Annotated in this window: 29 protein-coding genes and 1 riboswitch; of the genes, 6 read left to right on the forward strand and 23 right to left on the reverse strand. The window is 25.3% G+C overall.

The annotated features are described in order from the left end of the window. Window positions 1–151 precede the first annotated feature (151 nt). Complete coding sequence (locus HMPREF1092_RS08015) at window positions 152–1516, reverse strand: peptide MFS transporter (protein ID WP_002598153.1); 1365 nt, start codon at window positions 1514–1516, stop codon at window positions 152–154. 433 nt (window positions 1517–1949) lie between these two features. Between HMPREF1092_RS08015 and HMPREF1092_RS08020 the strand changes: the two genes are divergently transcribed. Further along, entirely contained in the window at window positions 1950–2336 is a 387-nt protein-coding gene (locus HMPREF1092_RS08020; protein WP_002598154.1) for a single-stranded DNA-binding protein, read from the forward strand. Between the two features lie 118 nt (window positions 2337–2454). On the opposite strand, the gene HMPREF1092_RS08025 is transcribed toward HMPREF1092_RS08020, so the two are convergent. The 10 genes from HMPREF1092_RS08025 to HMPREF1092_RS08070 all read right to left on the reverse strand — a co-directional run bounded on the left by HMPREF1092_RS08025 (window position 2455) and on the right by HMPREF1092_RS08070 (window position 10381). Further along, complete coding sequence (locus tag HMPREF1092_RS08025) at window positions 2455–2643, reverse strand: hypothetical protein (protein ID WP_002598155.1); 189 nt, start codon at window positions 2641–2643, stop codon at window positions 2455–2457. 170 nt (window positions 2644–2813) lie between these two features. After that, on the reverse strand, window positions 2814–3449 hold the full coding sequence (locus tag HMPREF1092_RS08030) for a DUF3793 family protein (RefSeq protein WP_002598156.1): 636 nt from the start codon (window positions 3447–3449) through the stop codon (window positions 2814–2816). Window positions 3450–3469: 20 nt separating this feature from the next. Beyond that, entirely contained in the window at window positions 3470–3895 is a 426-nt protein-coding gene (locus HMPREF1092_RS08035) for a flavodoxin (protein ID WP_040413654.1), read from the reverse strand. Between the two features lie 200 nt (window positions 3896–4095). Further along, a complete protein-coding gene (locus HMPREF1092_RS08040; protein WP_002598158.1) occupies window positions 4096–4290 on the reverse strand; it encodes a hypothetical protein in 195 nt (64 codons plus the stop codon). A 256-nt stretch (window positions 4291–4546) separates the two neighbouring features. Continuing rightward, window positions 4547–6466 (reverse strand): ABC transporter permease, encoded by a 1920-nt coding sequence (locus HMPREF1092_RS08045; RefSeq protein WP_002598159.1) that lies wholly within the window; start codon window positions 6464–6466, stop codon window positions 4547–4549. Between the two features lies 1 nt (window position 6467). Continuing rightward, window positions 6468–7136, reverse strand: coding sequence for an ABC transporter ATP-binding protein (locus HMPREF1092_RS08050; protein ID WP_002598160.1), 669 nt, complete (start codon window positions 7134–7136; stop codon window positions 6468–6470). A gap of 95 nt (window positions 7137–7231) precedes the next feature. Next, complete coding sequence (locus HMPREF1092_RS08055) at window positions 7232–8170, reverse strand: sensor histidine kinase (RefSeq protein WP_040413656.1); 939 nt, start codon at window positions 8168–8170, stop codon at window positions 7232–7234. Continuing rightward, complete coding sequence (locus HMPREF1092_RS08060) at window positions 8163–8852, reverse strand: response regulator transcription factor (protein WP_002598162.1); 690 nt, start codon at window positions 8850–8852, stop codon at window positions 8163–8165. The genes HMPREF1092_RS08055 and HMPREF1092_RS08060 overlap by 8 nt, the downstream gene beginning before the upstream one ends. A 130-nt stretch (window positions 8853–8982) precedes the next feature. Next, window positions 8983–9939, reverse strand: coding sequence for an SPFH domain-containing protein (locus tag HMPREF1092_RS08065; protein ID WP_002598163.1), 957 nt, complete (start codon window positions 9937–9939; stop codon window positions 8983–8985). A 22-nt stretch (window positions 9940–9961) separates the two neighbouring features. Then, window positions 9962–10381 carry an NfeD family protein gene (locus HMPREF1092_RS08070; RefSeq protein WP_002598164.1) on the reverse strand — a complete coding sequence of 140 codons (420 nt, stop codon included), beginning with the start codon at window positions 10379–10381 and terminating at the stop codon, window positions 9962–9964. A gap of 232 nt (window positions 10382–10613) precedes the next feature. Here HMPREF1092_RS08070 and HMPREF1092_RS08075 point away from each other — a divergent pair, with 232 nt between their 5' ends. Beyond that, window positions 10614–12518, forward strand: coding sequence for an NAD(+) synthase (locus HMPREF1092_RS08075; protein WP_002598165.1), 1905 nt, complete (start codon window positions 10614–10616; stop codon window positions 12516–12518). A 65-nt stretch (window positions 12519–12583) separates the two neighbouring features. Here the strand turns inward: HMPREF1092_RS08075 and HMPREF1092_RS08080 are convergent, their stop codons facing one another. Both HMPREF1092_RS08080 and HMPREF1092_RS08085 read right to left on the reverse strand, forming a co-directional pair. Then, window positions 12584–12985, reverse strand: coding sequence for a DUF4878 domain-containing protein (locus HMPREF1092_RS08080; protein WP_002598166.1), 402 nt, complete (start codon window positions 12983–12985; stop codon window positions 12584–12586). 185 nt (window positions 12986–13170) lie between these two features. Beyond that, on the reverse strand, window positions 13171–13818 hold the full coding sequence (locus HMPREF1092_RS08085) for a deoxynucleoside kinase (protein ID WP_002598167.1): 648 nt from the start codon (window positions 13816–13818) through the stop codon (window positions 13171–13173). Between the two features lie 283 nt (window positions 13819–14101). Between HMPREF1092_RS08085 and HMPREF1092_RS08090 the strand changes: the two genes are divergently transcribed. Beyond that, window positions 14102–15682 (forward strand): DEAD/DEAH box helicase, encoded by a 1581-nt coding sequence (locus HMPREF1092_RS08090; RefSeq protein ID WP_002598168.1) that lies wholly within the window; start codon window positions 14102–14104, stop codon window positions 15680–15682. 117 nt (window positions 15683–15799) lie between these two features. Here the strand turns inward: HMPREF1092_RS08090 and HMPREF1092_RS17670 are convergent, their stop codons facing one another. The 6 genes from HMPREF1092_RS17670 to HMPREF1092_RS08115 all read right to left on the reverse strand — a co-directional run bounded on the left by HMPREF1092_RS17670 (window position 15800) and on the right by HMPREF1092_RS08115 (window position 19372). Then, window positions 15800–15928, reverse strand: coding sequence for a hypothetical protein (locus HMPREF1092_RS17670; RefSeq protein ID WP_002598169.1), 129 nt, complete (start codon window positions 15926–15928; stop codon window positions 15800–15802). Window positions 15929–16021: 93 nt separating this feature from the next. Then, window positions 16022–16885 carry an NAD(P)/FAD-dependent oxidoreductase gene (locus HMPREF1092_RS08095; RefSeq protein WP_002598170.1) on the reverse strand — a complete coding sequence of 288 codons (864 nt, stop codon included), beginning with the start codon at window positions 16883–16885 and terminating at the stop codon, window positions 16022–16024. An 18-nt stretch (window positions 16886–16903) separates the two neighbouring features. Beyond that, a complete protein-coding gene (gene trxA / locus HMPREF1092_RS08100) occupies window positions 16904–17218 on the reverse strand; it encodes a thioredoxin (RefSeq protein WP_002598171.1) in 315 nt (104 codons plus the stop codon). 299 nt (window positions 17219–17517) lie between these two features. Next, window positions 17518–17937 (reverse strand): YaaR family protein, encoded by a 420-nt coding sequence (locus HMPREF1092_RS08105; RefSeq protein WP_002598172.1) that lies wholly within the window; start codon window positions 17935–17937, stop codon window positions 17518–17520. Window positions 17938–18011: 74 nt separating this feature from the next. Continuing rightward, a complete protein-coding gene (locus HMPREF1092_RS08110; protein WP_002598173.1) occupies window positions 18012–18851 on the reverse strand; it encodes a CvfB family protein in 840 nt (279 codons plus the stop codon). Between the two features lie 20 nt (window positions 18852–18871). Beyond that, window positions 18872–19372 carry a gamma carbonic anhydrase family protein gene (locus HMPREF1092_RS08115; protein ID WP_002598174.1) on the reverse strand — a complete coding sequence of 167 codons (501 nt, stop codon included), beginning with the start codon at window positions 19370–19372 and terminating at the stop codon, window positions 18872–18874. A gap of 113 nt (window positions 19373–19485) precedes the next feature. Here HMPREF1092_RS08115 and HMPREF1092_RS08120 point away from each other — a divergent pair, with 113 nt between their 5' ends. Then, window positions 19486–20469: a hypothetical protein gene (locus HMPREF1092_RS08120; protein ID WP_002598175.1), complete on the forward strand. Its 984-nt coding sequence runs from the start codon at window positions 19486–19488 to the stop codon at window positions 20467–20469. 66 nt (window positions 20470–20535) lie between these two features. Here HMPREF1092_RS08120 and HMPREF1092_RS08125 read toward each other — a convergent pair whose 3' ends face one another. Then, entirely contained in the window at window positions 20536–20880 is a 345-nt protein-coding gene (locus HMPREF1092_RS08125) for a hypothetical protein (RefSeq protein WP_002598176.1), read from the reverse strand. Window positions 20881–21126: 246 nt separating this feature from the next. Between HMPREF1092_RS08125 and HMPREF1092_RS08130 the strand changes: the two genes are divergently transcribed. Continuing rightward, window positions 21127–21594, forward strand: a complete 468-nt coding sequence (locus HMPREF1092_RS08130; RefSeq protein WP_002598177.1) for an Lrp/AsnC ligand binding domain-containing protein — start codon at window positions 21127–21129, stop codon at window positions 21592–21594. Between the two features lie 176 nt (window positions 21595–21770). After that, entirely contained in the window at window positions 21771–22340 is a 570-nt protein-coding gene (locus HMPREF1092_RS08135) for a putative ABC transporter permease (RefSeq protein ID WP_002598178.1), read from the forward strand. Window positions 22341–22448: 108 nt separating this feature from the next. Here the strand turns inward: HMPREF1092_RS08135 and HMPREF1092_RS08140 are convergent, their stop codons facing one another. The 3 genes from HMPREF1092_RS08140 to HMPREF1092_RS08150 form a co-directional block, all read right to left on the reverse strand. Then, window positions 22449–22949 (reverse strand): transglycosylase SLT domain-containing protein, encoded by a 501-nt coding sequence (locus tag HMPREF1092_RS08140; protein WP_002598179.1) that lies wholly within the window; start codon window positions 22947–22949, stop codon window positions 22449–22451. Window positions 22950–23203: 254 nt separating this feature from the next. Next, window positions 23204–24604, reverse strand: coding sequence for an NAD(P)/FAD-dependent oxidoreductase (locus HMPREF1092_RS08145; RefSeq protein WP_002598180.1), 1401 nt, complete (start codon window positions 24602–24604; stop codon window positions 23204–23206). A gap of 19 nt (window positions 24605–24623) precedes the next feature. Beyond that, a riboswitch (purine riboswitch) is annotated at window positions 24624–24722 on the reverse strand. 150 nt (window positions 24723–24872) lie between these two features. Further along, the gene (locus tag HMPREF1092_RS08150) at window positions 24873–25586 is read right to left on the reverse strand and encodes a YdcF family protein (protein WP_242830403.1); all 714 of its coding nucleotides are present in this window, start codon (window positions 25584–25586) and stop codon (window positions 24873–24875) included. Window positions 25587–25808: the final 222 nt, after the last annotated feature.

The following is a 25808-nucleotide window of genomic DNA, read 5'->3' on the forward strand; positions in this document are numbered from 1 at the left end:
AATATTTTCAAATTTTAATTTTGTTATCTAGCCCTTTTATGTATTTATTTTACTATAAATTTTTTATAATTACAGTTAAGAAATTTTAATAAAAAAACTCTTTCTTAAAATAAAAAAGACAGATTTTAAAATCTGTCTTTTTAACTTTATTTTATTCCATCATTTTTGAAATTTTATTACTTAGAAGAAGTAATACTCCTCCTAAAACTATACATACTATTGAAATCATTAAGAATATATCTTTTGCTCCAAATGATTCTAAGTTAGATGCTATAAATCCACCTAGTATATTAGCAACTCCTGTACTTGCAAGCCAAATTCCCATTAAAAGTGATGCAAGTTTTGCTGGAGCTATTTTTGTTACCATTGATAATCCAATTGGTGAAAGACAAAGTTCTCCAGTAGTATTAAAGAAATAAGTTATTACAAGCCACCACATACTAGCTTTAGCTACTGGATTTTCTGTATTTCCAACTGAAATTGTAGCAAATACCATTACTAAGAATCCAATACCTAATACTATCATACCTATTGCCATTTTTACTGGAACTTTTAAATCACCTTTTTCTCTATTTGCAAGCTTAAACCAAATTTTCGCAAATATTGGTGAAAGTATAAGTACAAATACTGGGTTAAGTGATTGTAACCATGAAACTGGAATTGTCATTCCTAATACATTTCTATTAGTTAATTTTTCAGCAAACATTGTAAGTGAACTTCCTGCTTGTTCAAATCCAGCCCAGAAGAATATAACAAATGCTGCAAGTATAAATATTGAAATTGTTCTTCTTTTCTCTTGTTTTGTTAAAGGTTTCTTCTCTACTACTTTTTCTTTCTTTTCTACTTTTTTATTTTCTATATGTCCTAAATATTTAGGTGAGAAAATTACAAAGATAATTTGTCCAAGTATCATTCCTATAGCAGCAGCTAAGAATCCATATTTAAATCCATATTGAACTATTGCGCCATTTACTTTCTCTGCAAAAATATTTTCAGCTAATAATCCACAAATAATTGGAGCTATTAAAGAACCTACATTGATACCCATATAGAAGATTGTAAAAGCTGAATCTTTTCTTTTATCTCCTTCAGGATAAAGTTGTCCAACAACTGTTGATATATTTGGTTTAAAGAATCCATTTCCTATTATTAAAAGTGCTAGACCTAAGAATAATCCAATGTGTCCAGGAATTCCAAATAAAACTAAATTTCCAACAACCATTATTGCTCCACCAACTACTATTGCTAGCTTTTGCCCTAAAAATCTATCTGCTAAGAATCCTCCAATTATTGGAGTAAAATATGTGAATCCTGTATATAATCCATATATCATAGCTCCTGTGCTGACAGAAAACCCAAGTCCACCTTGCACAAAGCTAGTTGTCAAATATAAAATCAATAAAGATCTCATTCCATAATAACTAAATCTTTCCCACATTTCTGTAAAAAATAAAAGATATAGCCCCGGCGGATGTTTCATTTTTGTATTATTTCTAATAACATCTGTTTTTTCCATGTATACTCCCCCTAAAATTCTTTCGTCATTTGTTCATTTTATTTAACATTTTTAAATTTTTCTTTGTTTTTGTTTAATACTTTAATAAAATTATAACATAGTTCAAAAATTTATTCAAATTGACCTAAAAAAATTATGTATTTTGAAATTTAACTAACCTTTTATTCACAATTCAATATTATATTTTGTTTTTTATACAATTTTTTTAACAATATCTTTCAATCATTTTAATTTTCAGAATATTCTTTGTTTTTAAATTTAGTTTAATTAATTAAAATACTTTTTGCTCCACTTTATCTAAGGTGTTTTTTATTAAAAATATAAAAATGTAAAAGTAAATAAGAAAAAATAGATAAAAATTTAATATTAATTGTATAACATTCTAAAACTTGTCAATACTCCTTAATGAGAACAGCATTAAGGAGTTGATTTTTTGAATAAAGTTATATTAACAGGTCGTTTAACAAATGATTTAGAATTAAAATACTCTAAAGAAAAAGGTACCCCTTATACAAAAGGTACATTAGCAGTAAATGATAGAATCAAAGATACAACTTACTTTATTCCTTTTGTTATTTTCAACAAAAATGCAGAAGCTATATGTGAATTCACTAAAAAAGGAAGTAACATAGGTATATTTGGAAAACTTGAACGTAACCCATATGTAAATGAACAAAAAAATATTACAGAATATAACACAACTGTTCTCGCAGAAGGCTTTGAATTTATTAATTCTTCAAGAAGAAAAAATAATGATGAAGTCATATTAAAACGTGATGAAGATTTAGAACTTATTTCAAGTGATAATCTACCATTTTAATATTGCTATATTTGACTGAATCCCCCCATAGTTATATCCCCTTATAACATATCCACATTCAGTCAATTATATAAAAAGGAATTGTCTTTATCTTAAAAGACAATTCCTTTCTTTATTATTATTTTTTATTTTTTTCCTTAATTAACTCTTCTAATCTATCAAGTTTTATATTAATTTCTTGAAAATGTAAAATCATTTTATCTTCAATTTTTCTTTGTTTTTCAGGAATAAGATAACATATATTATATAAAATCCATCCTATAAAAGCTACACCTACTAAATATCCTAATGCTTCTCCTAGATACACTATTGACCACTCCCCCTATAAATTTATATTTTATTCAATAACTATATTTTAACATTTATTGTATTATTTAAATAATTATTTCTAAAATATTTTAACAAATAAATTATGCATTTATTACTCTTTTAGACTTTTATCTACTCAAATTAAAAAAGATAGACTTTTGTCTATCTTTAAAGCTTTATGCTAAATTTAATATTCTTATTAAACATATCCACTATATTTAATAACGCTTTATTTTCTTCAATACTTTTTATCATAATATTTTTTGATATATCATATTTATTAAAAATATCTTTAGCATTATTATAATTATTAAATACCTTCCAATATCCACACATTAAACATTTTTTATCTGAACATCCCATAAAGTCTATAACATCTTCTATAGGAATTCCTAAAAATACTCCTAATTCATGTGGACAATGATATTTTTCATATCTATAAACTAAAATATCTAAATTTTCCTCTAAAGTTAACGTTAAATCATATCCTAATTTATTAAGAAATTCTCTATTATCTTTTTTATTTATACAGTTTAATAAATTTTCTTCATTATATATTAGAATTATTTCTGCTTTTGTCCCTTTTCTAAGTACAATCTCTTTTAACTTTAATATTTCTAAAAATTCTTTTTTATAGTTACTCCATATAGAATACTCTTTTTTATCATAAGAAAGAGTTATTGTTGAGGATGGTTTTAACCCACCTATCACTGGTGATAATGTAAACAACAAATATTTTTCTAAGCTCTCTTTTGTATCCATCCCACCTATTTTTTTATAAAAATCTAATATTTTTTTACTCATCAATAACTCCTCCTAACAATTTATTTAACTACACTTTTTCCTATTTCAATTAACTTTTCTCTTTCTTCTCCCTCTGGGAATTCATTTGTTATAACACCATTTTTAACCAAATTAGCTCCATAGCCTTCCATTCTTTCTTCCCAAAGTTCCATCCATTCTCCAGTTCCCCAACCATAAGAGCCAAAAAGAATCATATCTTTTCCACTAACTACTTCTTTTATTTCTTCAACAAAAGGTTCCATTTCCATTTCTTCTATAACCTCTGATCCCATTGCTGGTGAACCAAGCATTACTAAATCACAATTTGTTATATCTTCTTTTGAACTTTCTCCTACAGTTTTTATTGTTAATTCTGCTCCTGCTTCTTTTACTCCTTTAGCTAAAAGATTTGCCATTTCTTCTGTATTACCTGTTCCTGTCCAATAAATTATATTTACTTTCATAATTCCATCTCCTTATTGATATTGATTATCATTTATATTTCTAATATATTATTTTTCTTTTCTGCTGTCAATATTTTTTTATTCTTAATTTTTAAATAAAAAAATAAGAGTTATTTAAGGCTTATCTTCCTTAAATAACTCTTATCTTCATTTTAAACTCTTTGAAAATAAAATTATGTACATAGCTATTGGTAAAATTCTCATTATTTTGCTACATTAAAATTTTTTGAATTTTCCAAGTTAATTTCTTTTGTTACTGCTTCAATAGTTTTTTTGGAGCTTACGCTATTATTGTTTTGATACGCTTTATATTTATCATCATTGATTGTTTTATAAGTAATACTTCCTACAACTATAAATAAAATTAAAATTATTAATACTATTAACTTTTTACTCACAGCCACTGCCCCCAATCAATTACTATTTTATGACTTTAAACCTTTTATTTCAACTTTTATTCTTTTTATTAACTAAATATTAATAAAAAACCTTAGTTTATTTACATAAACTAAGATTTTTTTTAGAATTAACACTTTAATTAATATTTATAATTTTTATGAATTATTTATTAAAAATGTACTATACCATGCTATTCTACATATATAATTGTATATTTCCTCTCTCTTATTTAACACAAATGAAATTTTAGTATTTTTATTCCTCTTTCAATCTTTCAACTACAGATTCTTTATCTTTAATTCCTTTTAATAAGATTCTAGGTAGTACCATAGTTAAAAGAATTATTATAAAAATGACTATTAAAACTGAAATCAAATATGCTAATAAATTAAATCCTCCATAAATAGGAATAAATTTAGGTGCTATTAATGAAGCTATTAATCCTAAAGGAATTATAAGAATAAAACTAAATAATACATAATATGCTCCTTCATATGTTAAAAGTTTCTTTTGATTTTTAAATTGCATTCCAATTGCTTCAAGCATAGCAAATTCTCTTTTTCTAGTTAATAAATCACTTGTTATTATATTTAGTATATTAAGTATAGCTATTACACCAAATATTAAAGCACCTATTGAAACTCCACTTATTATACCTGTTTTTAATGAACTTACTCCATCTTTAAAGCTTTCCTTGCTTTTTATATTTAAATCTTGCCTATTTAATATACTTTTCACTTCTTCTTCAACACTTCTTATTTTAGTTTTATCTGTAAATATATCTATACTTGATATTACGGCCTTATCTTTAAAAATTTCTTTTACTCTTTCTTTTTCTAAAGTTAATATTCCAAAATTAGTTTTTATATAATTTTCATCATAATCTTTTATTATTGTCATTATTTCAAATTCTTCTTTTTTATTATTAATTTCAATAGTTATTTTATCTCCTGCTTTTAATCCATTTGTAACCTCTGACATTCCTCTATTTAATATAAGATATTGTCCACTTTTAAATTTTTCTTTATCAAATTTACCGTCTACTATTTTTACTCTTTTAAGTTGTTTTTCTATTTCTTCTTCATTAAATCCTTTAACTGAAGCTTCTATAGCTTTATTCTTAATATCTTTTCTCATATCATATGATTCTATATAATTTTCAAATTCCTTTATAGCTTCTTCTGATAATTTTAAAGTAGGATAAGTACTAAAAGGCATCCCTGATTTCATTTCAGTTCCTTCATATACACTTTCAACTTGTTTAACTCCGTTTAAATTTTCTATCTCTTTTATTTTTTCTTCATCTATTTTGTTTTCTAATGTAGATAATTCAGCACTTACACTTACATCTCCAATATTATATCTTTTGCTATGCTCATCAACATCTAATCCCAGGCCTGAAACTAAAGCAAAAATAAATAATGTTGAACTTAATGCTATTGAAACAACAGACAATGCTACCTTTTTTTTATTTTTAACTATGTTGGCATATGCCATATTTTTTATTTTTCCGCCTTTAGTTCCTTTTCTAGTTTTCTTTTTATTATTAAAAGATATTATATCTGTTGAATTATATTTTATTGCTTCTATTGGAGATATTTCTGAAGCTAATTTAACTGGTTTTTTAATACTCCTATAAAGAGTTAAATAAGTAAATAAAATTGATATAATAGCTGGAATTAAGTAATTATTTAAATTTATATATTCACCTATTATCGTTTCTTTTAATATCATATTTCCAATTAATCTTCCTAACACAAGTCCTAATATAACTCCTATAGGAATACCAATTAAAGAAATCTTTATAACTATAAAACTTATAATTTTTTCTATTTGCTTTTTTGTACAACCTATAGTTTTTAATTGTCCATAAAATCTAATATCTTTAACTATAGAAATATAAAAAATATTATAAATTATAAGGTATCCACTAAACATTACTATAAAAATTAAAAATGCAAAACTATACATTTCTAATATTGAAAAGCTCCTAGCTTTATCAACTTTTATTAATGCTTTACTTCCTTCATAAAAAACTACTCCTATATAACTTACAATAGAAAGTAATATACTTGTTAATGCTATAGATATTACAGTATATAAATTTCTTTTTTTATCACTATTCATTATTTTTTTAGTTAATACTTTAATTCCATTATTATTATTTAAAAGCATTTTAATTTCCTCCAACTATTTTTCCATCTTCAATTCTTATAACTCTATCTGCCATTTGAGCAATCTTTTCATTATGAGTAATCATTATTATAGTTTGAGAAAATTTCTTACTAGTTAATTTTAAAAGTCCTAAAACTTCATTTTCTGTCTTACTATCTAAATTTCCTGTTGGTTCATCAGCAAGAATTATAGAAGGCTTTGATGCTAAAGCTCTTCCTATAGCAACTCTCTGTCTTTGTCCCCCTGAAAGACTATCTGGTAATCTATCTTTCTTATCTTTAAGCCCTAATGTATCTAAAATCAAGTTTATATAATTTTCATCTATTCTTTCTCCATCTAATTCTAAAGGTAAAACTATATTTTCATATACATTCAATATTTGAATTAGGTTATAACTTTGAAAAATAAATCCAATATTTCTTCTTCTAAAAATAGTTTTTTTGTTATCTTCCATTTTAGAAATATTTTTTCCTTCTATTATAACTTCTCCATCTGTTTCTTTATCTAATCCTCCTATAAGATTTAAAAGAGTACTTTTTCCTGAACCTGAAGTTCCTACTATTGCTAAAAATTCTCCTTTATTAACTTCTAAATTTACATTATCTAAAGCTTTTACTAAACTTTCATCTTTTCCATAATATTTTTTTAACCCATTTACTTTTAATATCATTTTAACAACTCCTCATAAATTCTTTCTATACTTTAATTTTACAGTCCTTTTTTATAAAAGGACTCACAGAACTGTTATATTCATCTCTTTTTTTATCACAGTTTTGTTATATTTAAAGAATTTAAAAGGAAAATTGAAAAAGTAGAACCTTTTCCTTTTACTGATTGGACTTTTATAAATCCATTAACCTTTTCAATAATTTCTCTTGAAAGATACAGTCCAATTCCAACTCCGCTTATGTTATAAACTTCTTCTTCTCTGTAAAATCTTTTAAAAATATTATTTATATTTTTTGATTCTATTCCTCTTCCTTCATCTTTTATAATTATCTCAGTAAATATTTCATTTTTTATAACTTTAATTTCTATACTTTTATTATTTTCACTATATTTTATTCCATTGTCTAATATATTAAAAATCCCCTCCACAAGCCATTTATTATCACCATAAACCTTTATATTTTCACTACATTCTAAATTTATATTTATATTTTTTGACTTTCTAAAGCTATCTACGTCTTTTAAAGCTTTTTCTAATATCTCTTTTAAATTAACCTCCTCTTTTTTTATTTCTATAATTCCATTTTCAAGTCTTGATGACTTTACAAGTGAATCCATAAGCCAATCTAATTTTTCAATATTATCAATAGCTCGTCTTAAAAATTCATCTCTCTTATCTTTTTCTAAATCTCTATAAAGAACTGTTTCTGTATAAAGTTTCATATTAGCTAATGGAGTTTTTATTTGATGAGATATATCCCCTATTAATTTCTGTACATTATCTCTTTCTTTTTTTATTTCATCATTTTTTAAATTTACTGAATCTTGTAATAACTTAATTTTACTTTCTAATTTAGATAGAACAGTTTCTTCATTTAAATTAAAATCAACATATTCTTCTTCTAGTACTTTATCTAAAACAAATCCCATCCTATCAGTAAATAAACATATTTCTTTTCTTATTTTAATATAAAAAATAATATTAAAACCTATTAATATAACTCCTATAATAAAGATAATAAATTCTCTACTCATCTTCTTCACCAACCCATACATATCCAACTTTATATACAGTTTTTATATGCTTAGGATTCTTTTTATCCTTTTCTATTTTCCCTCTTAATCTATTTATATTAACTGTTAATGTATGTTCTTCTACAAATCCTAAATCATCATTCCATAACTCTTTTAAAAGTTCATCTCTTTTTAGATTCTTTTTTTCGGATTCCATAAATTTCTTCATTATCTTAAATTCAATTTGTGAAAGAGGTATTTCAATATCTTCTTTATAAAATGAAAGATTTCTTAAATCTAATGAAAACTTTCCACTCCTTAACATTTCATCCTTTTTATCTTCTACTCTTCTTCTAAAAATTGCTTTTATTCTTTCAACTAAAAGCATTATACTAAAAGGCTTAGTTATATAATCATCTCCACCAATTTTAAAGCCTATAACTTGGTCAACTTCTAAATTATTTGCAGTTAAAAATATTATTGGAACATTACTTTTCTCTCTAATTTTTTTACAAAAATCAAATCCATTTCCATCAGGCAGATTTACATCTAAAATTATTAAATCTATATTTTCTTTATTTAATATTTCTTCTCCAGCTTTTAAATTAAAACTTTGAAAAACCTTAAAATTTTCTAATTCTAAATTAAAACATATCCCATTATTTATTCCTTTATTATCTTCAATTATTAATATTTTTCTCATACTCATTTCTCCATTTATTAAACCTTAATCTCTCTATTCGCCATAATTATAATTTTCCCTTTTTCAACAAATAAAAAAGACTTTTTCTTTTTCTGAAAAAGTCTTTTTATTATTTTAAATTTTATCGTATTTATTTTTTACAATCAGCTTTATTTTCTTTTAAAAGGTCTGCAATTGCAGCTATACTTCCTAATGATGAAACAGTTTCTGTTGGTAAAATAAGCTTATTAGCTGGTCCATTAGCCATTTCTTTTAAAGCTTCAACTTGTTTTAATGCAATTACTCTTTCATCTGTTCCAGATTCTATAATAGCTTGGTTTACTTTTCTTATAGCTTCTGATTCTGCTTCTGCTATTGCTTCAATTGCTTTTGCTTTACCTTCTGCTTCTAAAAGTTGTGATTCTCTTAAACCTTCTGCTCTTCTAATTTGAGCTTCTTTTTGAGCTTCAGCTTCTAAAATTCTAGCTCTCTTTTCCCCTTCTGCTTTTTCAATTTGAGATTGTCTTTGTCCTTCAGCTTGAAGAATCATAGCTCTCTTATCCCTTTCTGCTTTCATTTGTTTTTCCATTGATTGCTGAATTTCTGCTGGTGGAATTATATTTTTTATTTCTACAGAAAGTATTTTTATTCCATATGCATCTGTTATTTCATCTATTATTGTTAAAAGATCTTGGTTTATTTTATCTCTTCCTGAAAGAACTTCATCTAAAGTCATATTACCAATTAAATTTCTTATATTTGTTGTAGCTGAATATACTATACCTGCTTTAAAATCTTCTATATTATATACTGCATCTTTTGCATTTAATAATTTATAGAATATAACATTATCTACTGAAATCTTAACATTATCTTTTGTAATAACTGTTTGAGGTTGTACATCTAAAATTTGTTGTTTTGTAGAAACTTTTTTTCTAACAAAATCTGCAAAAGGTATTGTAAAATGCCATCCTGGTTCTAAAACTCTATGAAATTGTCCAAATCTTTCTACTACATAAAGATAACCTGTATTTACTATTTTTATTGATGATAATACTGCTACCAAAATAATAAGAGCAATAACTATTGGTACTATTAATCCTAACATTAATATTCACTCCCCTAAAATATTATTTTTTCTTAATTTCTAATTTACTTCCTTTTATACCTGTTACTATAAATTCTTCACCTTTGTTTATTTTTCCCCCAGTATTTATTCCTGTCCAATAAGTGCCAGAAATTTTTATACGCCCTTCTGAATTTTTATTTATTTCTTCTTCTGCAAAGTACGTTTTGCCTATATAGTTTTCTTCCATGGTTTTAAAAGGTATTGTACTTTCCTTTATTTTTCTTTTTACAATTGGATAACAGATTATTGCTAATACTGCACTGACTATAAAGAATACTAACACTTGTACTCCTAAGCTCATTCCAAGTAAATTACAAATTAATGCCGCTAAAGCCCCTGCTGCAAACCAACAGAATAAAAATGCGCTTGTAAAGATGTCTATTGCAAGTGCGATTACTCCAATAATTATCCAAATTATCATCTTTTAACTCTCCTTTCTCTTTATATTTTTCTTAATTTCATTATATTCCTTTATTTGTTATTTATCAATTTATTAAAAACCCCCTTAAATAATATTAGATACCATTTAAAATAATTTCTCTTACCCAATCTTCTCTTTTCATTGATTTTCTAATATTTTCATTTTATTATTGTTATATATAATGGGAATACTAAATAAAAAGTATATCTTGATTTAGGAGATGATTTTAAAAATGGATTTTATAAAAGTTAGTTCAGCATGCCCTAAAACTAGAGTTTGCGACATAGATTATAATCTTACTAATATATTAAGCTGTATTAACGATGCTGTTAATAATAATTCTAAATTTATAGTTTTTCCTGAGCTTTGTATTACATCTTATACTTGTGCTGACCTTTTTCTTCAAAGCACACTTATAAATAAAGCTTATTCTGGAATAGAAAATTTATTAGAAAAAACTAAGGATTTAGATATTTTAATTGCAGTTGGAGCACCTCTTTTAGAAGGTAATGCCTTATATAATTGTGCTTACGTTTTATTTAAAGGAAAAGTTTTAGGTATTATGCCAAAGTCATATTTACCTAATTACAGTGAATTCTATGAAAAACGTTGGTTTACTGAAGGATTAAACATTATTGATAAAATAATAGATTTACCTTTCCAAGAAAATGTTCCTTTTGGAACAAATCTTATTTTCTCAGCTGGAAATGCTAAATTTTCTTTTGAAATATGTGAAGATCTTTGGGTGACTATTCCTCCAAGTTCATATCTTTCTCTTATGGGAGCCAATATAATAGGAAATTTATCTGCATCTAATGAATTAGTATCTAAAAGTAATTACAGAAAAAATTTAATTTCTAATCAAAGTGCTAGATGTATGTCCTCTTATATTTATTCTTCTGCTGGAGTACATGAATCTACAACTGATGTTCTTTTTAGTGGGCATTTACTTATTTCAGAAAATGGTTCTATTTTAAAAGAAAATAATAGATTTAATCGTGAAAATGAAGTTATTTATTCTATTATAGATCTTTTTAGATTAAATTCTGAAAGAATGAAAAATCTTAGCTTTAGAGATGCTATAAAATATCTTAAAGTAAAACCTAATATAATTAAATTTAAATTTGATAATACAGAAATTAAAAACTTTGATAGATATATAGATAAACATCCTTTTGTTCCTTCAAATATTCGTGAGAGAAATGAAAGATGTATGGAAATATTTAATATACAAGCATCAAGCTTAGCAAAAAGATTAGAATATACTGGACTTAATAAAGCAGTAGTTGGAATTTCTGGTGGACTTGATTCAACCTTAGCTCTTCTTGTTATATGTAAAACATTTAAACTTTTAGGATATCCTATGAAAAATATAATTACTATAACAATGCCAGGGTTTGGAACAACAGATAGAACTTATACTAATGCACTTACTCTTTGTAAAGAACTTGGTTGTGATTTAAGAGAAATAAATATAGTTGAAGCTGCTCTATTACATTTTAAAGATATTGGTCATGATAAAGATATTCATGATGTTACTTATGAAAATGTTCAAGCAAGAGAAAGAACTCAAATTCTTATGGATTTAGCTAATAAAGAAGGTGGACTTTTAATTGGAACTGGAGACCTTTCAGAACTTGCTCTTGGATGGTGTACATATAATGGAGATCATATGTCTATGTATTCTGTTAACCCATCAATTCCAAAAACTCTTGTTAGATATCTTGTTAGATATGTAGCTGAAAATGAATCTACAGAAAAAGTATCTGAAACTTTACTAGACATTTTAGATACACCAGTAAGTCCAGAGCTATTACCTTCTGATTCTAAAGGTAATATAGTTCAAAAAACAGAAGATATAGTTGGTCCTTATGAACTTCATGATTTCTTCTTATATCACTTTATGAAAAATGGTTCTTCAAAAGAAAGAATACTTTTCTTAGCTAAAGAAGCTTTTAAAGATGATTATGACCAAGAGACTATTTTAAAATGGTTAGATAAGTTTATTTGGAGATTCTTCTCACAACAATTTAAAAGAAGTGCTCTTCCTGATGGACCTAAAGTTGGTTCAATCTCTCTTAGTCCTAGAGGAGATTTAAAAATGCCATCAGATGCATCACCAAATTCTTTTTTATAATTAAATAGAAAATCGTTTTTTAATTAGACAATAAAAAAAGATAGGAAAAAATTTTTCCTATCTTTTTAAATATCAACTCCTGATTGAATAATATATTTTCCATCATTTTTTAGAACTAATAAATTAAGTCCTTCATGCTCATTATTATTCCTCTCTTTAAAGCTAACTCTAAATTTAAAAACATTATCGCCAATAGCTTCTACATTATATATTTTATAGTCTTCTATTAAATTTCCTTCTTCACTTAAGATTTCTTCTAAAAAAGTTCTATGTTCCTCATCACTTTCTACTCTAGAGTCATTAGATAGCTGTAGCATTTTTTGTATATCACTGTTTTTTGCTGCTTCAAAATAATCTATAACACTTTGCTTTGCTTTTGATTCTTCATTTCCCCCTGCATCTACAATTTTAAATGAAATAACTAATCCTAATGCTATTAATACTCCTATTATAATTTTATTTTTCATAAACTCTCCCCTCAACATTATTTTACCATTTATTTTTATTTAAGGAAATATTTATTATATTGTGAAAATTGTCTATTGCCTTATCACTTCATAGTAACAGATTTTACAGTTCATATCTCATAAACTATTGAATTTTCATATATATTAAAAAGCTATTTCTTTATAAATAGAAATAGCTTTTTAATTTATCTTACTTCATTTAATTTTTCTTCTACTAATCTTATAAGTTCTTTTTTATCTTCATCATTATTAACGACATCCATTTTATCCATATCAATTATTAAAACTTCTGATGCATTATAATAATTCATAACCCAATCATCATAATCTTTCCATAAAAACTCATAATATTCTTTTAAATCTTCATTTAATTCAAATTCTCTTCCTCTAAGTTTTATTCTATTTAAAACTGTTTGGAAAGATCCTTTTAAATATATCATTATATCTGGTGCCTTTTTAGGAAGCTCTTTTAATTCTTCCATCATATTATTTAATAGGTCTTCATAAATTTTCATTTCCAATTCAGATATTCTGTTAAGCTCCATATTTTTCTTTGCAAAATACCAATCTTCATATATAGATCTATCTAAAACATTATTATCTTCAACTAAGGCTTCTTTTATACTTTTAAATCTAGTATTTAAAAAATATAATTGTAATAAAAATGGGTATCTATTTTTTTGTATCTCTTCTTCTGTTTCAGAATAAAATAAAGGTAATATAGGATTATCATCTACACTTTCATAGAATACATCTGAATTAAAATGTTCTCCTAAAATCTTCGCTACTGAACTTTTTCCAAGACCAATCATACCGCCAACAACGATCACCATACCTCACCTGTCCTTTTCATACAAAATTGTCTTCTATAAGAATACAAATTTTAATCTTTTTCGTCAACTAATATAATTTATTTTTTATTTGTAATAAAATTTAAATCTTCTTCCTAACTATGTATTTTTAAGGCTTTTAATGTTTTGGAAAATTTTATTTTCATTTGCTTCCTTTACAATCTACACTTATATAAGATATACTTAATAAGTTGAGAAAAAAAAGATTAATAATTTTGATATTAATAATTTTATATAAAATACATATAAACGAAGGGAAATTTACATGGAAAATTTAAAATTTGAAAATTTAGGCCTTAAACAATCATTATTGCAAGCTATTAATGATTTAGGATATGAAGAGCCATCACAAATCCAAGCTAAATCAATACCATTAGCTTCTGAAGGTTTTGATCTTATAGGTCAAGCGCAAACTGGTACTGGTAAAACAGCAGCATTTGGATTATCTATATTAAACAACTTAGAAAAAACTAATGGAATCGCATCTATAATTCTTACACCAACAAGAGAACTTGCTATACAAGTTTTTGAAGAACTAAAAAAACTTTCTAAATATGAAAAAGTTAATGTTCTTCCTGTATATGGTGGAGATTCAATCCAAAAACAAATAAGAGCTCTTAAGAGCCATGTTGATATAGTAGTAGGAACCCCTGGTAGAGTTCTTGATCTTATAAAAAGACGTGTACTTCATCTTGATAAAGTACAATTTTTAGTATTAGATGAAGCTGATGAAATGTTAAATATGGGATTCATTGATGATATTGAAAGTGTTATAAAAGAACTTCCTGAGGAAAGACAAACACTTCTTTTCTCTGCTACAATGCCACCACAAATAAAGAAGCTTGCTAATAAATACATGAAAAAAGATTCAAAGCATGTTGAAATAAAGAAAGTTGCTATGACAGTTTCAAAAATAAAGCAAGTTGCTTTCTTTGTAAATCATAAAAATAAATTTGAAGCACTTTGTAGAGTTTTAGATTTTGATTCACCAGAAATAGCAATCATATTCTGTAAAACTAAAAGAGGTGTCGATGAACTAGTTCAAAACATGCAAGAAAAAAATTATGTTGTTGAAGGTATGCATGGAGATATGTCACAAATGCATAGAACTAAAACATTAAAGAGATTTAAAGAAGGTGCATTAAACTTCTTAGTTGCAACTGATGTTGCTGCTAGAGGAATTGACGTAGATGGTGTTACACACGTTATAAACTATGACCTTACTCAAGATGTTGAATCATATGTTCATAGAATTGGTAGAACAGGTAGAGCTAACAGAGAAGGAACTGCTTACTCATTTGTTACTCCAAGAGAAAATTCAATGCTTAGAGATATAAAAAGAGTTACTAAAGCTGAAATAATAAAAGGTGAATTACCAACTGTTAAAGAAATCCTTAATAAAAAGCTTGATGATAAGTTCTTCCAAATCCAAGAAACATTAAACAAAAAGGATTATAAAAAATACTTACCACTTGCTATAAATATTTTAGATAATTTTGAACCAGTTGAAGCAATTTCTGCTTTATTAAAAATGGAATTTGATAAAGAAATGTCATTTGAATATACTAATGATTCATTAAAATCAGCTTCTGCTGAAGATGGTGATATAAGATTATTCTTCTCAATAGGTAAAAGAGATAACCTTACTAAAAAGCTATTAATAAACTTTATAGCTGATAGAGCTAGAGTTAAAGGATCTAAAGTTAATAAAATAGATATACTTGAAAACTTCTCATTTGTATCTGTTGAAAAAGATATTCATAAAAAAGTTATTGATAAATGTTCTGGTATTAAATTAAATGGTAGAAGAGTTAATATAGAAGTAGCTACAAAAAAAAGAAAATAATTTTAAAAAAGAGTTGTTATTTTTAGCAGCTCTTTTTATTTTCATAAATTAAAAGGAGTATTACTAATTCCAGTAAATACTCCTTTTAATACTTCTCTTCTTTCATTATTATATCCTTTATGCTTCTGGGTTTAATTTATCTAGTAGTGCTTTTAATTGTTGAAAATTTAAATCTGAAAGTTCAGCTCTTTTTTTATTAGATACTTTAACTATCTTATTTATTATTATTTCTCTGTGATCTGTCATTTTTTTCCTCTCCTTTGTACATTGTAGCTTTTATTATACTCTCTATTATACACTTGTCAATAAAAAAAGTGCCAGAAATTTCTGACACATTTTTTAGAAATCTTTTTCAGCTAAATAATTTACTGCACTTAAAGCAGCTATATTTCCTTCACCAGCAGATTTAATATATTGATATGGTTTCCCTACACAATCTCCTGCAGCAAAACATCCTTTTATATTTGTTCTCATTAATCTATCTACTTTTATATGACCATCTTCTATTTCTAATCCTGGTACAAGTTGAGTAGGTGGAACTGCATTTTTTAATAAAAACACTCCATCAGCTTTTAATTCATTTCCTGATTTTAATACTACCTTTTCAACTTTTGTTTCACCACAAATTTCCTTTGGTTTATCTTCTATAAGGTTTATACTATCATTTAATTTAAACTCTCCTCTATACATAGGAATGTAGTTTACGTTATTAGCAAGCTCACTTACATAGTTTGCTTCCTCTTCACCTTCTTTAGAATATGAAACTATAGTAACTTCTTTTCCTCTATAAAGAGGTGCATCACAAGTAGCACAATATCCTACGCCTTTACCTAAGAATTTTTCTTCTCCTTCTAAAGGTTTAGTATATTCTATACCTGTTGCTAGTATAACTGTTCTAGCTTCATACATTTTTTGATTAACCATCAAAGTAAAATAATCTCCCATTGAATAAACATTGTTTATTCTCTCTTCAACTATTTCTATATCCATTTCTTTCATATGATTTTGGAAATTTTTAAGTAAATCTTTTCCTTTTATTGCACTAAAACCTAAGTAATTATTTATATGTGGTGCTAAAGCTAATTTATTGCTTATTTGTTTGCTTCCAAATATAATGAAGGATTTATTTCTTATTTTTGCATTTAAAGCAGCAGATATTCCAGCAGGACCACTTCCTATAATTGCAATATCATATCTTTCCATTTATATCATATCCTTTAATTATCTATTGCTATCTATCATTGAAATAATTTGATCTTTTGGTAAAAATCCTACTAATGTTTGCATATCTTGCCCATCTTTAAATAATTTCATTGTTGGTATGCTTTGAATTCCATATTTAGTTGATACTTCCGGACTTTCATCAACATCAACTTTAACTATTTTAACATCTTTTAATTCTCCATCTAACTCTTCTAAAATTGGAGCTAACATTTTACAAGGACCACACCATGTAGCAAAGAAATCTACTAAAACTATTCCTTTTTCTTCTAAAACTTCTTTATTAAAATTTGTATCATTTATATGCATTGTCATATTAATCTCCTCCTACCATACCCCTTAGGGGTATATCTTTTTTATTAATTTTAATCCTTTTTATATTTTTAGTCAACCTTTTATTATATTTTACCTTTTTTTTATATATTTTATGCTAGTCCCCTGTTATATAATTTATTTCTTTTATACCAATTTTGATAATATTTTATATAAATTTTAAATTCCTAAAATACTATGAAAATTTCTTCTATTTAATTAAATAAATTAAATTTATTAATATTAGCATTAAAAACTATTTATTAATAGCTTGTCCTTAATGCTTTTTTAATTATAAGTTTTTATCTATATATATCAACGACAAGACCTTGAATTTCATCTATAGTAGATGCAATATTTATATTTTCCATTTCATTGTCTAAAAGATTGTTTGTAAGCTCTTCTAATTTATTATCAATAGTTTCTACAGTTATAAAATATTGAGTTTGCCAAAAGCTTATATCTTTCTTGTTTTCATACATATATTGTAAAACTGATTCTAAATATTCTTTTATCATTCTTTTATAAACTCTAACATCTGCATAAGTTTTTGTTATAACTAATCTATTTCCTTTTTTCTTTATATCACTAATCATTTTTTTTAGCTGTTCTCCAGATTTTCTATCTCTTGCTTGATTAAAACTTTGTGAAAAATCTTTTTTATTTGAAATCTTATTTTTTTCTCTACCTATAGTTCCGTTTCTAACTCTACCTATCTCCATAATATTCCTCCATAATTCTCTTTAAAAATAGCTGCTTCAATTATTTATTTTTGAAACAGCTATTTTAAATTATTTTATTTAATTAATTTTGTTCCTTCTGGTCCTTGCTCTATTCTTCCTTCTTTCATAAGTCCACCAAGAGCCATTTTAAAGTAGTTTTTACTTGTTTTAAATTCTCTTTTTATATCCTCTGGATTTGATTTATCATTAAATTCCATAAAGCCATTATTTTTCTTTAAATATGAAAGTATTTTTTCTTTTATTTCTTCTCTTGCATCTAATCTTTTCTTTCTAGTAGAAAGCCCTATAACACCATCTTCATATATTCTTTTAACTCTAGCTTCTACAGTATCTCCTGGATATATAACTTCATCATGTTCATTACCTAAAATTATACCTCTATACTTTCCATCTATAGCAACTTTTAAAGTTTCTCCACCACTTCTAGCATAAGTTATACAACTAACAACATCATCAACTTTAAAGCTTCCTTCTTCAGCTACATCTAAATATCCATCAACTTCAGTTGTTCCTGCTATTCTTCCAGTTTTATCTATATATGCATGAATTAAATATTTCTTTCCATCTAAAAGCTTAAATCTCTGCTCTCTAATAGGAACAAAAAGGTCTTTTTCTAATCCATTGTTACAAAATGCTCCAAAAGAACTTTGTGAAACAACCTCTAAATATCCAACCTCTCCTACTGTTATTATAGGTTTTTTCATAGTTGCTACTCTTCTATCACTTGAATCTAAGTAAACAAATACCTCCACTTCATCATCTAAATTTATAGTGTTTCCATCTAATAATGATTTTGGAAGTAATACTTCTTCTCCTCTTTCATCCTTTAAAAAGAATCCAAAATCTCTTTCTTTGCTTACTACTAATTTATTATACTTTCCTACTTCTATCATTTTTCCTCCTAATGGTTTGTCTATTTATATTTTTTGCTTAATTCTAAATAATGTTTTGAGGATTCATTTATTCTTTCAATCTCATCTTCTCTAAGTTTTCTAACAGCTCTTGCTGGGCTTCCTATAATTAAAACACCCTCTTCAAATTCTTTATTTTCTGTAACTAATGCACCTGCTCCAACTATAGAATTTTTACTTATTTTTGCTCCATTTAATATTATTGATCCCATTCCAATTAAAACATTGTCATCTATATGGCATCCATGAACAATAGCTCCATGACCAATAGTTACATTTTTTCCTATTTTCACATCAAAATCAGTATCTACATGAATTGAAGCATTTTCTTGAACATTTGAATTTTCTAAAATAGTTATTTTATTCATATCGCCTCTTAATCTAGCTCCAAACCATATACTACAGCCTTTATTTATCTTTACATCTCCTATTATGTCTGTACTTTCTGAAATATATGTATCTTCATCTACATTTGGAATTTTATTTTCAAATTTGAGAATCATAAAATCACCTCTCTATTTTTATAATTTTATTTTATCATTTCTAGCTTTTATTGTCATTATTTTAAAGTGCTATGAACTATATATAAATATATAGAAATAAAAATGGAGGTATTATGCCAAGTAAAGTTTCAAATAAAAATTTAACAGATTCCATTATAAGTAATTGTAAATTTTTCTACGGTGGATTCCATGGCCATAGTTCTCTTTCAATTGGTGAAGGTTCTCCAATTGATTGTTATAATTATGCTTATAGAAACAACTTAGACTTTTTAATATTAGCTGACCACAGTAGCTTTTTTCTAAATAAAGAACATAAGTGGAATTTTGGATTAGAGCAATGCCATAAATTCAATAAAAAACGAGAAGGCTTTACTTCTTTTTATGGATTTGAAGGTAAATCAGAGTTTTTAGGAGATTTAAATATTATTAATTCAAAAAATTATTTTATTGGAAATGTATCTAACCCTTTAGTACTTATGATTTGGATGCTTAATAATCCAAATGCTTTTATAATAATAAGTAATCCTCTTAAAACTATTTGCTTAAGGGAATATGATTTTAATTTAAATAAAATAATTTCCTGTGTAGAAGTTACTAGCGGAAACAGTGAAAGATATTTAAGACGAGAAAAATATTTTTTTAAACTTCTTGATAAAGGTTGGAAACTGGGCTGTGTAAATGGAATTAATGAAACAAAACTTAATTTTGGAGACACAGAAAATTTAACATGTATTATAAGCCCAAAAGGCTCAAAAGAAAATCTTATACAAAATATAAGATCACGCCACACCTACTCTACTGAATCAAAAACATTAAAATTATTATTTTTTATAAACAATACATTTATGGGTGGAATATTAGATGATTTTGAAGAATTGCGTTTTACAATAGTTATAGAAGATAAAAACTATGCTATAAATAAAATTGAAATAATTTCAAATGAAGGTGTTGTAGTTCATCAAATTCAAAATATAGGCTTAAAGAAAATAAAATATATCTATAATCATATCCCTAATATTAAAGAAACTTGGTATGTAATAAAGGTTTATGAAGAAACAAATAAAATAGCCTTAAGTTCACCAATCTTTTTAAAATAAATAATAAACCTTTATAAAACATTATTTACTGTTATAAATAAATGTTAAATAAAAAACCAAAGGCTATTACGCCTTTGGATTTCCTTTATCTTTCATATGCTTAACTCTATTTGGCTTAGCTTTTGGTTTCATTTTTATTTGCTTTTCTTTAGCTTTTGGCCCACCTGTTTGTAATATATCTAGGAACCAGAAAACTGATACTAAAATTATTATGGTAAATACTATTCCTATCCAAGTATTTGTAACTTTTCCTGTAAATTGTATAACAAGTAATATAATAGCTACTGCTAATGGAATAAATTTATTTACTCTAACTTTTGGAAATACATACATTTTTCCTAAAAATATTAGTCCTACTGAAACTGCCAAAAGTACAATATAACTTATTACTGTTGTAATTATGCTCACCATATAAAATATGCCCTCCTAAAACCGCTTTATATTATATATAGTAATTTAAATTGGACATTTTTTCAATACATTCTATATTTATTTTACATATATATTCCTTTTGATTTCTTATACTGTAAATTTTTATCAAAATAATAATATTTAATAAATTTTTTGAACATTTTACATTCTTCACTTTATTAAATTAATTTTTTTTGTTAAAATAATATACGATTTATATATTTATCAGATTATTGAGGTGATAATATGGCTAACAATAATAATTTACAATTAGACGAGCTAGATCTTCAAATATTAGATTTACTTATTAAAGATTGTAGAACTCCATACTTAGAAATAGCTAGAATTTGCCACGTTAGTGGTGGAACAATTCATGTACGTATGAAGAAAATGGAAGATATGGGGATAATAAAAGGTACTAGAATAATTCTAAACTTACCTAAACTTGGATATGATGTATGCTGTTTTGTTGGAATTTTCGTAGACAAAACTTCTTCATTTAATTATGTTTTTGATGAAATGCAAAAAATTAAGGAAGTTGTTGAACTTCACATAACAACTGGAGCTTACTCCATTTTTGCAAAAGTTATTTGTAAGAATATAAGTGATCTTCAAGAGCTTCTAATGCATAAAATTAATACTATTGATGGAATTCAAAGAACTGATACATTTATTTCTTTAAATCAACCCATTGATAGAAACATTACTTTATAAATATAATTTTAAAATTAGAATAATACTTTTTAATAATGGTAAAAATGAATTTACTGGACATTATTAAAAAGTATTTATTTTTTTATTTTAAATACATTTATTCTTTATTTTTTATTAAGTTTTATTTAAGGTTCAGAATTTATAATTATAGTATAGAAATATATTAGGAGGAATTTATGGATATTAATACTATAGTTTTAGCATTCTTCATTTATTCTTTTTTAGGATGGTGTACAGAAGTAGTTTATCAATACTTTAAACATAAAGTTTTTATAAATAGAGGATTTTTAAACGGACCTTTTTGTCCTATATATGGATTTTGCGCATTGCTAATAATTACATGTCTTTCAGACGTACATTTAAACTTCATATGGTTATTTATTCTTACTTCAGTACTAACATCTGTAGTTGAATATGCAACAAGCTTTTTCCTTGAAAAATTTTTCGCTTTAAAATGGTGGGATTATACTGAAGATCCTTTTAATCTTCACGGACGTATATGCTTCCACTTCTCATTAGCTTGGGGATTAGCTTCAGTTTTCCTTGTTAAAGTGTTAAATCCTTTTATAATATCATCTATAGGAGATATAACATCTAACGTTTTAGGATTTCTTGCAATTATAGTTGTTACTTATCTTTCTTTAGATTTTTGTGTTACACTTTATACTTTAATAATGGAAAAAATCAATGGAAGAAGAAAAGCTTTTTTAGGAAATACTGACGATTTTGATTATACAAATAAATAGAAAAATAAAGAAAGTGCTTTCTAAAAAGATAGTACTTTTTTATTTTTATAAATTAAATGATATATATATAATAAAAAGGCAAGTATTTAAAATACTCGCCTTTTTAATTTAAAACATAAAATATAAAACTTTATATATTTTTTCTCTGTTCTCTATTTTTTTAGTATAGAATTTTTCTGCATAATCTTTCATATCAATTTTTGAATCTTTTTCTACTCCATTTCTAATTGACCAATTTCCAACTAAATATCTTAAACTTTTTCCATTACTCTTTGATAGATAATATGTTCCTAACTGAATATTTTTATCATTATTAACTATTTCTTCAGGCTTAAAATTTTTATCTCCAATTTCTTTTGCTAATTCTGCTCCTGTTTTAGCAGTTAATTTCATAAGCCCACAAGCTTTTCCTTTATTATATGGTATCTGATTAAAGTCTGTTTCAAAATGTATAATAGAAGCAATAAGTTCTGGTTTAACATTATATTCTTTTGCATATTTTTCTATTATTTTTTTATCTTTAATAGGAAAAATTACTTCTCTTACAAATATTCCACATCCCACTAATAGAATAAGTATAATAATTATTATGTTTATAGTTTTTTTCATCTATTTCCCCCCTATTTTCTAATATTATCAATATTTATTTTCCTGTACATTCTTTTTATTTCTAAATTTAATTCAATCTTTTTATAATAACTCCTTACTTGAACTTAATTTATATTGAGTAATTTCAATAGAATTAAATTGATAACTAAATTATAAGTTAAAGTACTAAATCTTCATATTTAACTTCATTACATTATACTTTCATTTATGTAAGATAAAAAAAGAGACATACTAAAAAGTATGTCTTTTAATAATTATTTACTTAATTTTTCTCCCATCATAACACCCATTGCTGATGCCATCATAAGCCCTCTTGTCCATCCACTTGAATCACCTAAACAGTGAAGACCTTTTATGTTTGTCTCAAAATTATTATCTATTATTACTTTATTACTGTAAAATTTTATTTCTGGTCCATAAAGTAAAGTTTCGTCACTTGCAAAACCTGGAACAACTTTATTCATTGCTTCTATAAAATTAATTATATTAGTCATTGTTCTATAAGGTATAGCTGAAGTTAAATCTCCTGCTACTGCGTCTGGAAGTGTATATCTTACATTTGATCTATCTAATTCTTTTTGCCAAGTTCTTTTTCCGCTTAAAATATCGCCATATCTTTGAACTAAAATACTTCCATTTCCAAGCATATTAACAAGCTCTGCAACTTTCTTACCATATTCAATTGGTTTATTAAAAGGTTCCTCAAAATTATGTGAACTTAATATTGCAAGGTTTGTATTTTGAGATTTTAATTCTTTGTAAGAATGTCCATTAACAATTGCTAAGTTATTATCATAATTTTCTTGAGATACAAATCCACCTGGATTTTGACAGAAAGTTCTAACCTTATCTTTAAAAGGTGCTGGATATCCAATAAGTTTTGATTCATATAAAACATTATTTACACTTTCCATTATCTCATTTCTTACTTCAACTCTAACTCCAATGTCTACAGTTCCAGCTCTATGTTCTATATTATGAGTAACACACATATCTTTAAGCCAGTCAGCACCTTTTCTTCCTGTTGCAACAACTACAGAATTTGAAAATATTTCTCTTTCATTATCTTTCTTAGCTGAATCTACAACTTTAACACCCTTAACTTGTCCACTTTCTATTATTAAATCTTTAACTGTTGTATCAAATTCTATATGAACATTATTTTCTAAAAGATAATTTTGTAATTTTAAATATATCTCTTGAGCTTTTTCTGTTCCTAAATGTCTTATAGGGCAATCAACAAGTTTTAAATTTCCTTCTATTGCTTTTCTTCTTATTTCTTTTACTGCTTCTGGATTATCAATTCCTTCAACTCTTTCATCTGCACCGAATTCTAAATATATTTTATCTGTATAATCTATATAATCTTGTACTAGTTTTCCTCCAATAAGTTCTGGTAAATCTCCTCCTACTTCATAATTTAATGAAAGTTTTCCATCTGAAAAAGCTCCAGCTCCAGAAAAACCAGTAGTTATATGACAGTATGGTTTACAACTTACACATTTATTAGTTTTTATCTTTGGACAACTTCTCTTATCTATACTTCTTCCTTCTTCTATAAGTAAAATCTTTTTATCTTTATTTCTTCTTCTAAGCTCTAAAGCTGTAAAAATTCCTCCTGGCCCTGCTCCAACTATAATTACATCATAATTCATAAAACATATCTCCTTTTTTATAAATTCAATATTAACCTATAGTAGAGCTTTTTAAGGTGCTCCGTAGAAACATTTCTCCATATTAGAAACTTATACAGGTATAATTCGGATTTTTATTTATTACTCTTCCTATATTTACATAATACTTTAATAAAAAAGTTTTTTCAAGAATTTTTACGTATAATTTCTCCATTTTTATTTTTTTTATACGTATTATTAAAGGTTTAATAACCTTATATCGTAAATTACTATCGATTTTTTATAAACCTTATTTATAATTTTTATTATGATTTTTATATAATTCTACTTCTAATAATGATTTTATAGTTGATGGGTATGCAAGAGCTGTATACTCAAGTCTAAGAGAAGTATTGCTACAGCAAGCTATTCCTGCATTTTTCATTCCTAAGGTATCTGCTATAAGCTGTGCTCTATAAAGATGAAAATCATTTGTTACTATAAGAATTTTTTCATTTCCTGCTCCTAATTTATCTAGAATTCTTTTAGAAAATTCTATATTTTGAGCAGTATCTTTAGATTTATTTTCTTGAATTATTCTGTCTTTAGATATTCCATTAGAAATAAGATAATTTTCCATTGCTTCTGACTCTGGAATTAATTCATTTGCTCCTTTTCCGCCAGATACTATAACTTTTGTTTTTGGATGTTCTTCTAAATAATCAATGCCTAAATCTAATCTTTTTTGAAGTAAAGATCCTGGTTTATAACCATTTAATCCTCCACCTAATATAATTTCATAATTATAATTTCCAACGTTATTTAATGTTTTATATGTATCCATCTTATAAATATAAAATCCTTCAAATAAAACATATGATATAAGAAATATAAATGTAATAAATCCTAATATATAACCTAAAATTTTAAATTTCTTTTTATTTTCCCTTTTTCCCTTCTTTACCAAACGAATTGGAATTATTATAAAAAATATTAAGAATACAATGAAAACAAAAAAAGCCAAAAAAATGATATAAGAATTTCTTATCATTTAATTCACCTCTAATTTTAGGTTATCATATTTATAAATTCACTATTTGACAATAAAATTACAATATTATTTCTTAATAAAAATTAAATAGAATTTTTAAATATTATATATTTATTTTTTTAATTTTATTTTCATAATTTAAAATCATTTTATTTAATTATTTTATATTTTTATTATAAATTTTAATAAAAAAAC

This window comes from Clostridium thermobutyricum (assembly GCF_000371465.1).
GTDB classification, from domain to species: Bacteria; Bacillota; Clostridia; order Clostridiales; family Clostridiaceae; genus Clostridium; species Clostridium thermobutyricum.